This window comes from Halarchaeum salinum, from assembly GCF_039520965.1.
GTDB lineage: Archaea > Halobacteriota > Halobacteria > Halobacteriales > Halobacteriaceae > Halarchaeum > Halarchaeum salinum.
The window spans coordinates 1-13,750 of sequence record NZ_BAAABL010000088.1 but is presented as its reverse complement, the minus strand read 5'-3'; the positions used below and the strand labels follow the sequence as shown (position 1 = coordinate 13,750).

15 protein-coding genes and 2 pseudogenes are annotated in these 13,750 nt (G+C 60.7%); 2 read left to right on the top strand and 15 right to left on the bottom strand.

Going from position 1 to position 13,750, the window contains the following annotated elements; all coding sequences use genetic code 11:
• Nucleotides 1-290 precede the first annotated feature (290 nt).
• The 11 genes and pseudogenes from ABDZ36_RS14230 to ABDZ36_RS14180 form a co-directional block, all read right to left on the bottom strand.
• Complete coding sequence (locus ABDZ36_RS14230; protein WP_211313566.1) at nt 291-686, bottom strand: DUF7567 family protein; 396 nt, start codon at nt 684-686, stop codon at nt 291-293.
• 73 nt (nt 687-759) lie between these two features.
• The gene (locus tag ABDZ36_RS14225; RefSeq protein WP_211313567.1) at nt 760-1,125 is read right to left on the bottom strand and encodes a DUF7568 family protein; all 366 of its coding nucleotides are present in this window, start codon (nt 1,123-1,125) and stop codon (nt 760-762) included.
• Between the two features lie 3 nt (nt 1,126-1,128).
• Entirely contained in the window at nt 1,129-1,620 is a 492-nt protein-coding gene (locus ABDZ36_RS14220; RefSeq protein ID WP_211313577.1) for a DUF7995 family protein, read from the bottom strand.
• 106 nt (nt 1,621-1,726) lie between these two features.
• A complete protein-coding gene (locus ABDZ36_RS14215; protein WP_211313568.1) occupies nt 1,727-2,149 on the bottom strand; it encodes a DUF8025 family protein in 423 nt (140 codons plus the stop codon).
• A gap of 121 nt (nt 2,150-2,270) precedes the next feature.
• A complete protein-coding gene (locus ABDZ36_RS14210; RefSeq protein ID WP_211313569.1) occupies nt 2,271-4,643 on the bottom strand; it encodes a heavy metal translocating P-type ATPase in 2,373 nt (790 codons plus the stop codon).
• 60 nt (nt 4,644-4,703) lie between these two features.
• Entirely contained in the window at nt 4,704-5,450 is a 747-nt protein-coding gene (locus tag ABDZ36_RS14205) for a helix-turn-helix domain-containing protein (RefSeq protein WP_050051691.1), read from the bottom strand.
• 61 nt (nt 5,451-5,511) lie between these two features.
• Entirely contained in the window at nt 5,512-5,796 is a 285-nt protein-coding gene (locus ABDZ36_RS14200) for a DUF7967 family protein (RefSeq protein ID WP_006183450.1), read from the bottom strand.
• Nucleotides 5,797-5,833: 37 nt separating this feature from the next.
• Nucleotides 5,834-6,496 (bottom strand): DUF6735 family protein, encoded by a 663-nt coding sequence (locus ABDZ36_RS14195; protein WP_211313570.1) that lies wholly within the window; start codon nt 6,494-6,496, stop codon nt 5,834-5,836.
• Nucleotides 6,497-6,564: 68 nt separating this feature from the next.
• Nucleotides 6,565-6,945: a hypothetical protein gene (locus ABDZ36_RS14190; RefSeq protein WP_211313571.1), complete on the bottom strand. Its 381-nt coding sequence runs from the start codon at nt 6,943-6,945 to the stop codon at nt 6,565-6,567.
• 91 nt (nt 6,946-7,036) lie between these two features.
• Nucleotides 7,037-7,225 carry a DUF8012 family protein gene (locus tag ABDZ36_RS14185; RefSeq protein WP_211313578.1) on the bottom strand — a complete coding sequence of 63 codons (189 nt, stop codon included), beginning with the start codon at nt 7,223-7,225 and terminating at the stop codon, nt 7,037-7,039.
• Between the two features lie 138 nt (nt 7,226-7,363).
• Nucleotides 7,364-7,992 (bottom strand): annotated as a pseudogene (locus ABDZ36_RS14180) (biosurfactant protein 1); the annotation flags it as partial.
• An 82-nt stretch (nt 7,993-8,074) separates the two neighbouring features.
• Here ABDZ36_RS14180 and ABDZ36_RS14175 point away from each other — a divergent pair.
• Both ABDZ36_RS14175 and ABDZ36_RS14170 read left to right on the top strand, forming a co-directional pair.
• Entirely contained in the window at nt 8,075-8,626 is a 552-nt protein-coding gene (locus tag ABDZ36_RS14175) for a DUF7342 family protein (RefSeq protein ID WP_211313572.1), read from the top strand.
• A 17-nt stretch (nt 8,627-8,643) separates the two neighbouring features.
• The gene (locus ABDZ36_RS14170) at nt 8,644-9,132 is read left to right on the top strand and encodes a hypothetical protein (protein ID WP_211313573.1); all 489 of its coding nucleotides are present in this window, start codon (nt 8,644-8,646) and stop codon (nt 9,130-9,132) included.
• On the opposite strand, the pseudogene ABDZ36_RS14165 reads toward ABDZ36_RS14170, so the two are convergent.
• The 4 genes and pseudogenes from ABDZ36_RS14165 to ABDZ36_RS14150 form a co-directional block, all read right to left on the bottom strand.
• Nucleotides 9,129-10,053: pseudogene (locus ABDZ36_RS14165) on the bottom strand (transcription initiation factor IIB). The gene ABDZ36_RS14170 and the pseudogene ABDZ36_RS14165 overlap by 4 nt on opposite strands.
• Before the next feature lie 202 nt (nt 10,054-10,255).
• Nucleotides 10,256-12,289, bottom strand: coding sequence for an AAA family ATPase (locus ABDZ36_RS14160; RefSeq protein ID WP_211313574.1), 2,034 nt, complete (start codon nt 12,287-12,289; stop codon nt 10,256-10,258).
• The gene (locus ABDZ36_RS14155; RefSeq protein ID WP_211313575.1) at nt 12,282-13,208 is read right to left on the bottom strand and encodes a hypothetical protein; all 927 of its coding nucleotides are present in this window, start codon (nt 13,206-13,208) and stop codon (nt 12,282-12,284) included. Before ABDZ36_RS14155 ends, ABDZ36_RS14160 begins: the two co-directional genes overlap by 8 nt.
• A 1-nt stretch (nt 13,209) precedes the next feature.
• Nucleotides 13,210-13,635, bottom strand: coding sequence for a hypothetical protein (locus ABDZ36_RS14150; protein WP_211313576.1), 426 nt, complete (start codon nt 13,633-13,635; stop codon nt 13,210-13,212).
• Nucleotides 13,636-13,750 lie beyond the last annotated feature (115 nt).

The window sequence follows — 13,750 nt, the reverse complement described above, 5'->3', positions numbered from 1 at the left end:
TCCCGCTTCACTTCCAACGTTCTAACGACTCATCCCGACGCTGTCTGCGGATTCAATAGAGCCGTCCAAAACAGAAGATCTCGTGTTTCGTAACGGATTCCCCGGCGTAGATGCGCCCGAAATCACAGACCTGCCGGACGGGGTCAATCTGTACCAATTCCCGTACAGCAAGGACACGTATGCGGATCAGTTTGCTCGATGGCGCCGTCTCTACTTCGACGAGCGAACCCCTCGTGGATGCGGGTCCTGCGACGTGTGTCGGGCGTAAATTCACCGCCCTAACGTGTGCTCTACGCCAGATGCGACACCTCTGATGGTTCCTCGAGGTCGTCGAACTCGCGGCGCTCGACAGGTTCCCAGTCCTCCCCCGGCTCTGGACTCCACCAGTCGACCTTGTAGGCGCCCGGTGCGCCGAAGATTTTCACGCGGGCCGACCCATCAGGCAGGTCGCGCCGCAGCTTCTCGTCGACGTGGAGGTTCCAGGTCGTGGTTGAATCGAAGCAGGCGAGCACGGCCTCCTCGTAGCCGCGCGTCTCTCGGGATTCCTGGAGTTCGACCTGGGTGTTGCAGTTCTTGCAGAACACCCCCTCGAACGGGATGTGAGTGAAGACCTCCTGCCCGCAGACGGGACACCAGAGGAACTCGAACAGTGCCTCGCTGTGACGGTCAAGTACTTCGAGACTCATTTGTTGACTCACCCGGTCGTACCGGGCCACCACCTCGTGCCCGGCCGAAAAACAGCGCCCACCGCTCACTCACTCACCGTTCGGCGCCGTAGACGATGCGTGAGGGGGCTTCGTACCCACAATCGGGGCAGTCATACCACCGCTGGACTTTCGCCCCGTCTGCCGCCTTCTCGCCGACGCGAACGTCGTCGTTCGGACACTCCGGGCAGTTAAGGTCCGGTGCGGGCCGCTCCCGGAGCTCGTCACGGAACGATGTCGCATCCTTCGTCTCGTATCCCCGCGACCAGACCGGGTAGCCGTCGATGAGGATTGCTCCACGCCATTTGTACCGGTAGGAGTCCGGGGCTCGATGCAGGACGGCTCGCGCCCCGGTCTCGGTGTTCCGATACGCAAGCGTCGGCGAGCGGCTCTCGCGTCGCCAGTTGGTGATCCTGGGCATTATTCAGAAGTGGACGTCAGCGGGTACGATCCAGAGCTCCTCACTCTCCTCGAGGAGTCGATCCAGCTGTCCACGGTGACGAATGCCGGTTCCGTGTTCGGTGTACAGGAAGATCGTCGGGCCGTCGTACGCACCGACCTGGTGGAAGGCGTGTCGGGCGAGGTCCTCGTCGCGCATGATCTCCTCGTCGGAGAGCTCGTCGATGGCCTCCTTCACCCGGTCGAGATTACGCTCGAATTCCTCCTTCGTCGCCTCCCAGCCACGCTCGAGCAGGTCCTGGCCGTCATCGGAGTCGACGGGGGCTGCCGTCGGCAACTCCCCCCATCGTGCCTTCCCCGCAACGGACGTGTCCTCCTCGTCGAAGGTCACATAGTAATCGAAGACGGCGCTGGCGTGTGGGTCCGCGCCGACCAAGCGGTCGAACACCGTCTTTCCGGTGGCCAGTGCGTCGTCGTGGGTCGATTCTTCTACCAGAGCGTAAATTACCATGTGCATCTCGAACACCTCGAAACGCCGACGCACCGGGAGTGATTGCTCGCTCGCTCCAGCTGCGCCGGCACCCATCGCCGGCGCTCGAAAAACCTGATCTAGCGGTCGATTTTTAGGACTCGTTCGCTCGGTCGACTGTGATGGTTAGATCGCCCGACGCGTAGTCGGCCTCGAAGTCGACCGCGAACGCGTCCGCCTCGTAGGCGGCGTGGTAGGCGCGGTGGCGTTCGAGCGAGCCTGTCGCCTTGAAGTGGAAGAACGCAGCCGACGTGTAGGGCTTACTCTGCGTCTCGATTTGCGTTTCGACTGACGCCAGAAGTGCGATCTGTGGCGTGTCGGTGTCAATACTCGCAGCGAACTCCTTTGCCTCCTTGACGGTCGCCTGCGAATGGGCGGGCGTCTCACCGGTTAGCACGTTCATCGGCGTCTCCGTGTCGTCGGTGAACAGGACATCGTGGAAGGTGCGCGTCCCGAGGACTGCGTCAGGACCTAACTCGCAATCGTGGAATGGATCGTCGTCTGGATTCTCGGGCATCAAATCACGAGCCCACGGTGGGGCTCAGTCCTTTCTGCCCCAGACAAACCACAACTTGTCTCGATGTAGCGGAGGTAAGTCCCGAAAAAAGAGCGTCCTGCCCGCACTTCCCGCCGCAGAATCAGGCGTCGATAATTCGATCGGGCTCGATTCGTGACAACCGCATCGCGTTCCCGGTGACGCCGAGGCTCATCCCCATATCTCCGACAACGACTGCCAGCGCAACGCTGACCAGGCCCAGCGGCACGCCTAGCGCGAGTAGGAGCTTCACGCCGAGGCTGGCCCAGATGTTCTGCCGGATCACACCGTTGGCCGTATGCGACAGATCGTACAGGTACGGGAGTTTCCCGATGTCGTCGCCCATCAACGCAATATCAGCCGTTTCGAGGGCGGTGTCGGTGCCCGCCGCGCCCATCGCGATGCCGACCTCCGCAGTGGCGAGCGCGGGGGCGTCATTGATGCCGTCACCGACCATCGCGACCTCCCCGTACTCCGCCTGTAACTCCTCGACTGCGTCGACCTTCTCGTCGGGCAGGAGTTCGGCTCGATACTCATCGACACCGACCTGCTCGGCGATGGCGCGGGCGGTGCCCTCGTTGTCGCCGGTCAGCATCACCACGCGCTCGACGCCCAGCTCGTGCAGGCGTTCGACAGCCCGCTTCGAGGCCGGGCGCACCTCGTCGGCGATGGCGATTGCACCCAGCAGTTCCGACTCCGTCCCGACGATAACGACCGTCTTGCCCTCCCGCTCCAGTGAGGTGAGCGCGTCCTCGGCGAATGCCCCGTCGTCGTACTCGGCCGCCTCTTCCGCCGCGACGCCGCCGTCCGTCTCGCGGCGTGCCCGAGCGAGGTCGAAGCCCAGCTCCTCGAAGAGCGCGGGCTTGCCCGCATAGTACGTCTCGCCGTCGATCTCCCCGCGGATGCCCTTTCCGGTGAGGCTCTCGAAGCCACTCGGGTCGGGCAGGTCGCCCACGCCCGCCTCCTCAGCACGGGCGAGAATCGCCGCAGCGATGGGGTGCTCACTGCGCCGCTCCAGCCCGGCGGCGCGACGGAGCAGATCATCCTCAGTGGTGTCGCCGACCGGGACGACATCGGTGACGGCGAGTTCGCCCTTCGTGAGCGTCCCCGTCTTGTCGAGCGCGACGGCATCGACTTCGCCCATCGCTTCGAGGTAGTTGCCGCCCTTGATCAGGACGCCGTTCTTCGCGGCGCTGGTGATGCCCGACACCACCGAGACGGGTGTGGAGATGACGAACGCACAGGGGCAGGCGATTACCAGCAGGGTGAGCCCGCGGATGAACCAGGTCTGCCAGTCGCCGGCGAAAGTGAACCCGTACCCGGCCACGTCCACCGAGATGGGGTCGGCGATAACCAGCGGCGGGATAGCGGCGGTCAGGATTGCCAGCACGACGACGAGGGGTGTGTAGTAGCCGGAGAAGCGGTCGACGAACTGCTCAGACTCGGTCTTCTTCGCCTGTGCGCCCTGTACCATCTCGATGATGCGCGAGAGCGTCGAATCGCCAGCGGTCGAGGTGACCTCTACCTCGAGGTACCCCTCTTCGTTGATCGCGCCGGCGTAGACCTCGTCGCCGGCAGTCTTGTCGACGGGGACGCTCTCGCCCGTGATCGGCGACTGGTCGACTGCACTCTCGCCGTCGATGACCGTTCCGTCGAGCGGAATCTTGTCGCCGGGGCGGACGACGACGGTCTCGCCAACGTCGACCTCCTCGGCGGGAACGGTCACTTCCTCACCATCGCGAAGGGCGGTCGCCTCGTCGGGCGAGAGTTCCATCAGCTCGCGCAGGGAGTCCCGTGCCCTGTCCATCGCGTAGTCCTCGAGCAGCTCGGCGATGCTGAATAGGACGGCCAGCGTGGCGGCCTCGACGAAGTAGCCGATACCGGTCGCCGCGATGATCGCCGTCCCCATCAGCAGGTCGATGTCGAGGCTTCGGTTCTTCGCGGAGTAGTACCCGCTACGGACGACGGGGATGCCGCTGGCGGCGACGGCGCCGAGGAACAGGACATCTGCGATGTGGAGCGGGTACTCGAGGACGCTCGCCACCGTGACGTTCTGTCCGGTGAGGAGGAATTCGAAGAGGAGGCCGAGCGTGACGAACGCCGCGCCGAGCCACGTCTTCTTCGCGCGAGGACTCGTCCAGACCTCCGATGGTGGCGCGATGTCGGCGCCGTCGGTCGCTTGGTTGTCCTCATCATCGCCCTCAGCGTCCGAGCCCCCGACGACCTCGTAGCCGGCGCCTTCAATCGCCTTGATTACGTCGGCTTCGCTAGTCCGATTAGGGTCGTACGTGACGTTGGCCGTGCCGGTGGTCGGCTGGAGCGTGGCGTCAGTAATGCCGTCGACACGCTGGAGGCTCTTGTCCACCTTTTGGGCGCAAGAGGGACAGTCCATCTCGGGAACGGCGAGGCGGGCGGTCAGCTCACGTCGCTGTCCGCCGCCGCTCGTTCCTCCTGCTGCGTCCGGATTCTCTGTCATCACGTCACGGTAGGAGCGGGAGTTCGATATGTCTTTGTTGGAATATTCCAACTACGGCCCTCAGTGGGATGCCAGCCGTTCTTCCGCTACCCGCTCTCCGGCGACATGTTGCTTCGCCAAATGTTCTTCCGCCCGACGGAGTCGGTAGGTGAGTGTTGACCGTGGCACGTCGAGATGCTCGGCGAGCTCGCCGACATCGACCTCGCGGGGTGATTCGTAGTAGCCGTGTTCGACGGCGGCCTGGAGAGCAGCCTCTTGGGCTGGAGGCAATCCACTCGGTGTTCCGTCGCTTCCCCTAGCTGATGTTGTGTCCGCTGTGCGGAGCATCTCCATCTGGGCGCACTCCCCGACGGCGACTTTGAGAGCGTCGAAGAACGCCGCCACGTCGCCATCGCCGGAGTGGATGAGTCGCCACGTGTAGTGGCGGCCCTCGTGACGGGTCTCGAACAAGACGCCGTCGCCGAGGTGGTCGCGAGCGATGTGGGGGACTGAGGCGCAGGTCGGAGTGCGCTCCCAATCTGAGTAGAGGATGAGCGCGTCGTCCGTGCGGTCGAGGACGCGGGTGGTCTGTGTGGCGTTGCAGTCCTCGGTGGCGAGACAGTCAGCGTAGTAGTCGCCGTTGAGAAAGGCGTCCTCGATGGCGTTGAGCGCCTCAGGCGTACCGGTGGCATGGTCGACTCGCCAGAGACGCTCGGCAGTGGCGTGCAGCGAGAGCGAGCGAACGCGAGCGTCGGGGTGGTCGGCGAGGGCGTCCGCCACCCTGTTGCAGCCGGGCTCGTATTCGAGAGCGAAGACGAGTTCGCGCATACCCCGTCTAAGGCCTGCTACGACATAACCCATGGCCTGCAGCGTTGTCGACCAGTAGACCTCAGATTACGTCGTCAGGATCGTGAACTTCCTGCATTCGCTGTGCTTCGGCCGCGTATTGCTCCTGGAGGTCGGGGTCATCGACCATGCCAAGATTGCCGGGTTCAGCATCCACTGCTGCTGTCGTATCTCGGACGTCGGTGAAGGACGTGAGTGCGCGTTCCTTCCGATAGTACTGTTCTCCATCGGGTGTTGCGTAGGTGAGGATGATCAGGTTCTGCTCGTCATCGGAGTACGTCCGTTCGACAAGCCAAACACGAACGTCATCTTCAGACTGATTTGACATACTTAGACGTCCCCCGATATCCACTAAGGGATTGGTGTTACGGCTTGCCGAGACTCGCTGTCTCGAAGGGTGACTCTCCGGTCGGAATGAGCAGCTCCTGTCGGTCTCCGACTCGCGCGGCCAGCTTCCGTTTCAGGTACTGTCTCGCCGTCGACGGTGTGAAGACGCCCTTGTCGAGCATGTCGCCAACGACGTCTTTGAGGGCCGCGAACTGTCCCTGGAGGGTGCCGTCGCCGACCGGCTCGCCGTCGTACCAACGCACCGTCGCGAGCGCACCGTTCCCGACCGTCTCTCCCTGTTCGACTGTCTCCGAATCGTACTGCAGGCCGAACCACAGCGTCCGATAGGCGGTCACCTCGAACGTCGTCGACACCACGAAGAACGCCTCGTGGTGGAGGTAGTCGAGGTGGTCAGCGACGATCTCGTCGAGGGTGAGCCCGGTGGCGCGGGGTTTCGGCTCGACGACCGTCGACGGTCGATCCTCGCCGGCGAGGTAGCCGTCGACGGCATCTGCCTCGAGGCCATCGGCCAGTTCCGCCAGCAGCTGTTTCGCCCACTTGGAGTCGGTGTCTTCGCCACCGAACGGCGACTCAGCCGAAATCCGGTGCTTGAGCTTGAGATTCGCTGCACCCCAATGAGAGTAGTGGAGCGTGTACTGTCCGTCAGTTCGTTCGTACGCAACGAGTGCGCGGTGGCCCATTGAACAATCACCTCGTAGGACGACCCACGACTGGATCGCCCCGCACCCCTCCCAGGGGACGAACAACGCTACTCGTCGATCAGGTCGGGGGAACTGAGGTCCGCGTACAGCACCTCACCGTCGCGGACGACGTACCGCTTCGCCAGGACTGGGAATCGGCACTTGGTGAACCCCGCCGTCTGGATATCGAACTCTTCGTCGGCTTCGAGGTGATCGGCGAGTTCTCGCAGGAATTCGTGGGTCACGATGCCGCCCTCGTAGTCCGGGAGGCCGTTCTCCCGCGCCTCGTACACCTCGAAGTCGTCGTACCCCCAGATGGTGAGCTCTCCGTCTTCGGTCACCTCCCAGTCGAGCGTCCCGAAGCAGTAGCTCTCACAGAGCTCGCGGACTGCCTGTCGATCCGATACGATCGCGCCGGTCGACGTCGTCGCAGCTTGCAGTGTCGCCATGTCTGGACTTCACGGGGTCGCCCCCGCACCCCTGTCGGGGGCGATAAACCGACGCGAGAGTTGCCTCCCTGGTCGTGGCCGGGGACTCCAGTTAGGAATCTGCGTGGGCGTCCCCCCCGGCTCCGTCGCTCGGCCGCGTGAGAAGGCTCACCTCTTCCAGGAGGTCTCTCGCGGTCTCGACTCGCTCTCGATCCGCGTCGTCCAATCGGTCGACGTCGAGTCGGTTGAGATTGCTGAGTATACGATGCATCCGGTAGCCCTGTTTGAACTCTTGCTCCATCGGAAGCGCCTCACCACTCGCCGGCGCGGAAAGACACCCCATCGAGACTGGCGTCGGGCTTGCAGGAGCTCGCTGCCTTAACCAACGAACCTCGACGGTACTCGCAGGCTGTTGGTTAATCGATGCCCAGCACTGGCCTTATTCGAGATTGGGGCCGTAGCGAGCCGAGCCACACACCCGGCACTCCCAGATCGGTTGCCCTGTCCACGTCTCGTCCGGGACCGACTCGTAAGTCTTGAACCGATGGTCGGTCGCCTGTCCACAGTTTTGACAGTCGAGTTCCTGCGTCGTCGGTACCGACGACTCCTGCCGATCAGCCCCAGCTTCGCCGGCGGATTCGGTCAGCGCTATCGCTGGAACCAGCCACACCGCGTCGTCGGCGTCGTCGAGGACTGCGTCGAGACGCGACGCGTCGCGGATGCCGTCCCCACGCTGGGCGTAGAGCCGCGTCGGGGCCTGCTTCTGACGCTCCGCCCTTCCTGCCCGTGCCACCCAGTCCGGTCACGGGCGGCACTGAGAAGCCGCTCTCCCTCTGCTGACGACACCTGTACCGCGTCGGGAAGTGAGGGCCATTGTTCGGCCAGCTGGCGCGCCGGCGCCTCGTCAAGGTCGTAGATGAGCGTGTAGTCGTCGGCGGCCGGCTCCGCCTCGTTGGTGGTGAGGAGGGTCGCCGCCGCGCCGCCCTTCGCGACGGCGCCGTAGAACGTGGTCGACTCGACGACCAGGTGGACGATGCCGAGAACCGTCGTCGACGCTGACTCGGCCGTTCGTAACCCACTCTTGATTATACAAGAGAGTACAAACATATATGGGAGTCCAGCACCAACACTGTTGCAAGAGGTGCCAAGCATGTCCGAATCCTCGCGAGATGGAGTGGAGTCGTGGAGTGAGTCGATGAGCGCGCGCGACCGTATTCGAGCGGTCGCCGAGACGCTCCGCGAACCGCGGTCGGTCAACTGGATCAGCGAGCAGGCCGACGCCGCCTGGAGCACGACCAACGAGGAACTTCAGGATCTCGTTGATCAGGGGCAGCTGCGTCGCGTCGAGGCCGGTAAGACGACGCGCTACCAGCCGGACTACACGCGCCGGCTCTTCGAGGAGATCCGCACGCTCATCCAACAAAACACCCGCGAGGAGCTGCGAAGTGAATTGGCCGCGATCACTGAGGAGATTGAGGAGTGGCAGGCGACCTACGACGTCGAGACGTGGGAGGAGCTCGAACAGTCGCTCGCCGACGGCGACCTCGCAAGTGCTGACCTCCGCGAGCGCCGCGACGTCATTGCGTTCTGGCGTGAGAACGAGGAGGATCGCCGCCTCATCAAGCACGCACTGGAACTCTACTCTGACGTCGAAGCCGCCCGCGAACAGATGAGCGACGTGGCTGACCGCGCCACGAGCTAATTTCCTTCTCTCACAGAATGATCTTTCTCGCCGGTCGCGACCGCTATACACAGCGGACCCTCCTCCGCGACGTTCACGACCGATTGACGAACCAGCCAGGGTGTGAAGAGGTCCGCTATCGGCCGTCTCGACGCCGTCCCCGGTACGTTATCGCGGATGTCGATCCGACGACGTTCCTGAGTGACTCCTACGATGCGGCGACCGCACGACTGGAGATTCGTTTCTGGTACCCAGCTGACGTCGACCACGAATACTACCGCATCAACTGGGTCGAACCGGACCGAAATCTGATGCTCGGCTTCCACCAAGACGCCGACCATCCGGACCTTGGGCCCTGTCACATCCAACTCAATCACGAAGACACGCCCGTCGACCGGCATAGCGCGACGTTTCTCGATGCGCATCCACTCGCCGTCCTCGATGACCGACTACAGCAACTTCCGGCGGCGGTAGAGGCGATTCGCTCGGAGAACGGCACGCCCTCGCTTCCTACCTGGCCAGTCTAGACAGCGAGGTCATCGAGTGTTTCGTGATGCGTCCGGACAGTCGTTGGCGTGACGTTCCCTGTCTCCGCGACGTCGCTTTGCGTCACCCACTGCCCCCGTTCCTGCCCCGCTTTGTAGAGGCAGGCCGCGGCGAACCCGGCCGGATGGACGCCCGTCGTGACGCCGCGCTCCTCGGCCTGTTCCGCGAGGGCTCGGGCCCGCTGTCGGATCTCGTCCGGACACTCGAGGTCCGAGGCGAGGCGCGGCACGAACATGCTGGGGGAGACGGGCTCAGCGGGGAGGCCCAGCTCCTCGTTCAGCGTTTTGTACGCGTTCGCGACTCGCGACTCCTCCACGCGGGCCATCTCGCTGACGTCATCCACTAACCGCGTCAGGCCGTTGCACCGGCAGGCCCCGTACACGCTGGCTGCGGCGATGGCCTCGATGGATCTGCCACGAAGCCGATCCTCGTTCTGGGCGCTCCAAGAGCTGACACGCCTGGTCGCGGACCGAATCGGAGAACTCGAGGGCACTTGCCAACCGACGCACTTCGCCCAGCCCGTGGGCGAGGTTCCGTTCCGCTTTCGACCGCCAGCGACCCCGGGTCTACTCACGGCGCATCCACGCGAGTTGCCGTCGCTTCTGCCCCGAGAGTTCGTTCCCCTTCGCGTCAGTGCCGCGACCGATCTCCGTCGACAGGCCGCGATCGTGGCGGGCCGCAGTGAGTGGAGCACCCGTTCGTTCGCACTCCTCGTCGTCGTACGCCCGCCACTCCGGCCCGTGATCGATACGCTGTTCCTCAATAACGAGTCCACAGTCCTCACAGACCGTTTCCTTGACGTTCGTAGTGACGTGTCCGTGGCACTCGGGACACTGGTTCGCACTCGATTCCGTTCGGACGTCTTCGTCGAATCCAGTCGCGTAGATGTCTCTCGTTGTCATCGTTCTTACCGTGGTTTCGGGAATTCGCCCAGTACAGCGAGCCCCTCGCCCATTGAGGGGAAATAAACTCTACGTGGGATTGCCGAACTTACTGAAGGATTTGGCGGGATTGAATTACGACGTCCTAGTCCTCGAAAACGTAATGAGGGGTATGTGCGCCGAGGCTGCTTCCCCTTTGTGGGCCTATACGGGAATCAAATTTTCAGATATGTTGCTCAACCGGCTCCCAAGCGTAGGATTCCGCCAGCTTATCCCGGCCGGTCAGGTTTGAATCCGCCATCGCCACGATCAGCTGGTAGCTTTCTAGAATTTCAGGAAGTTCCAACAAGAAGTCTGTAACGTCCGCTGCGTTCTCATCGTCTGGACCATTCCCGTAGGGCGAGTCAATCAGCAGCAATTTGAGCGGAACCGTCTCGCGCTCCTCCTCCAACTCTGCCAAAACCGTAGTGTGGAAAAGCAGCATATGCAGAAGGAGCTCTGCATCAGTCTGCCCCAACAGTCCTGGCGATTTCTGCGTGTTGTCTGTCCGGTGGATCGTGTAGCTGTACGAATCACCTCTGTCGAAGCGGACACCGGTGGCATTGGCAAAGGTACCGCGTGTGAAGATTTCCAAGAGAGATTCCATCCGTTCTTCCAGCCTGTTCTTCAACCGTCGACGGGCTTCCTTCTGCTCCTCAGATATAATGCTTTGGTAGGACTCCAACGCATCCATCCGTTGCTCCTTCTTCTGTCTTTCCTCGTCAATCTGGCTCCACTCCCACACCTGCCGGGCAACACCATGTAACGTGCCTTTCTTCGCGTCGATACTGAGCTCGAGGGAAGTATTCTTGTCCCGCAAATCTTCGATTTCCTGCTCTATCTTCTCTTTTTCACGCTTGTACTCTGCAAATCCGGATTGCTCTTCCCGCATTTTCATGGTTTCAAGTTGGTCCTTCTTTTCCTCCAGTTCCTCTTCCAAGAACTCGATCTCTCCCTCCAGTGTCCTTTGCCGGCTCTCCAATTCCTCCAGCTCTTCCTGCCTCTTCTCTCGCTCAATTACTTCGCCTTCCTCGTCAACCTCGGACACCGTTTCGTAACGGTCGTCTGGAACATCCTTTCCGCAGAGCGGGCAGTCGCCGTGGTCGTTGAAACGTTGCTGCTGCTCCGGGTCAACATCGCGGGTGCAGACCGGACACCGGTTCGGCAGCGAGATCAGCTGCTGAATTTCCTGTAAAGCAGGGGCAATTTCGTCGGTTGCGGTCTCATCCTTCAACTTAGATATCTCCTGTTTCACACTTCGGAACTCGTCCTCCTTCTCCTGGAGACGAGACTGAATATCCGATATCTCATCCTTCAAATCGATTTTCTCGGAGAGAGCCGAGTCTGCCTCGCTCTTATCAAGAAGCCGGTCAAGTTCCTCCCGTCTTTCTACCTTCTCAGAAAGCTGGTCTTCTACCTGTTCCTGCTCCTGCCGCAGTTCCTGGATTTCATCATTGATCCGTTTAGCCCGCTGCTTGTACTCCAGCAACCGAGTCTTCGCTTCCTGTTCCTCGTCCTCCAATTTGCACTCCTCAAGCTCACTGCGTATCGCTCTATCCACCTTGGTGAGCTTGATACCGAACAGCAGATCGATCAGATCCGTGGCCTCGTCCCAACCATAGAAGCTGCGGAGGTCACCGGAGATAATGCTGAACAAGGAGAATATGTTGAACCGGCCGAAACCCTGCTCATACAGCGGTGTGATGCCGATTAGGTCGTCGACTTCTGACTGGGTGCGTTGCTCCGCCTCGCTGTGTTCACTGTCCTCCGGATTTTCGATGACATTGGGCTTATTGTGGCCTTCATAGCTCTGTTTCCGCTCCATCTCCCGGTGGACTATGTAGTTGCGGCGCCCCTTCCGCCAGTACCCGTCGGTTTTCAGCTTCTTGTAGTTCCGGTTAATCGGTTTCGTGATCAATGGATCGTCATTGTCTCTGCCGAAAAGGTTGAACCGGGTGGCCTCAATGAAGCTGCTCTTCCCTTTCGAGTTTCGTCCGTGAATGATGGTAGCCCGGTCAGGAATGGAAACGTCCAACTCATCAATGACTTTGAACCCCTCAATATTCATCCGGGTCAGGGAGACCAGTTCGTCGTCAAACTCGAGGTCCCCGTACTTGGCGTCCAATAGATCGGTGAACTCGTCTATGTATTCGTCGTCTATTCCTTCGTTTTCCTGTATTGACTGGCGGACTTCTTCCTTAATTCTGGGTTCAGACATGGCCTATCTCTCCTCCAGCAGAAATCGTGATCCAAGGCTCAGAATCATACTTTACACGTCTACCTCTTAGCAGCAGGTCCCGGTCTTCTGCTTTCTTGACCGGGTCTAAGTCCATGATATATTCGTGGAGTTCTTCCACGGTCATGTGACCGAACTGAAGGACGACGTGGTCGATTGCCTCCTCCCAGTCCGACAAGACCTCTGTCTCCATCGCTTCAAGTTGGGAAGCGAAACGGTCCATCACCACTTCACCCGACCGTCCCAGCGTGATCCGGTACCGGCATTTTTCCTCGTTTATCTCGGGTGTCTCTACCTTCGCCATCACCTCTTCATCAATTAGGTTGGAGGCGTAGAGCCGCCGCTTATCCTCTTCCAGTGCCTTGGCGAAAGGCCCAGAGCTCCGCATCCGGTATGTGTAGCGAAATCCGGTTCTCTCCAACTTGCCGTGGTCGTATGGGGCGGTGTCACGATCCAGCTGGTTTTGGTCTGCGAGTTCCTGGTTGACCAGATACACTAGTTTCTGGAACTTGTACCGGCTGTCAATCCCCTGAGAAAGTGTTTCTGGGTTTTCCGAGCAGGAGTGAACTAGTTTAAGCAGCATTGTGAGATCAAGAATTTCGTTAACCGAGTACCGGATCTCATTCCAGCTCTGGTAGACCTCGTCGAAAGGGATCTCTCCAGAACTGAAATCCTGAACGATGTCTTCCCCGATGCCGGCCTCTTCCAAGTACCTGAGCACCTCATCGTGGGTGAAGACATCCTGTTGTAGATGCTGTAAATACTGCTCGTCATAACGGGTGTATGTCGTTTCCTGACTAGAGGAGACCCTTTGAGCCGTATCGATGAACTCCTGACGCCCCGAACGCGAGAGATCCAACCACTGAGACACTCTGAGCAAGGCTTTCTCGTGGCGAGCCATGTTAATTTTCCACCCTATGGTACGCGCCTTGGCACCAGCTGAGAACCCATGTGCGAGCGGCTCGACCACTACACTCTGGGCAGATGGTCCGGAAGTAGTCCTTGGCTTCGTCCATAATGTCCTGCTTCGATGACGCCCTCTCAATCGGGCGCTGGATCTGGTTCAACTTTAGACCTGGATTCGGGTGGTCTGAATCGTCTATAATGGCTACAACCCGGGACGCTTTAGGAATTGTTGTCCCATTGAGATAGTCTTCCATCTTCGTCCCAATGATGAGATCGCAGTGCACCAGAATCAAGCTATTAGGGATAATCTCCTTGTCCCTCTCGATATTGGTCTCGGGTATCCTCTGAGTGTCCGCAGAGAGATCGTTATCAACGTGCCTCCCATTTCCGTTCAGATGTTCACAGTCTATGACCTCTGCCATGACATCGCCGATTGGCTCTCCAAAACAGGTGTCTGAATCCGTCAAGAAGGGCTCTATTGAATCCGCAGACAGCGTCGGGATGAGTCGTTAGAACGTTGGAAGTGAAGCGGGAGAG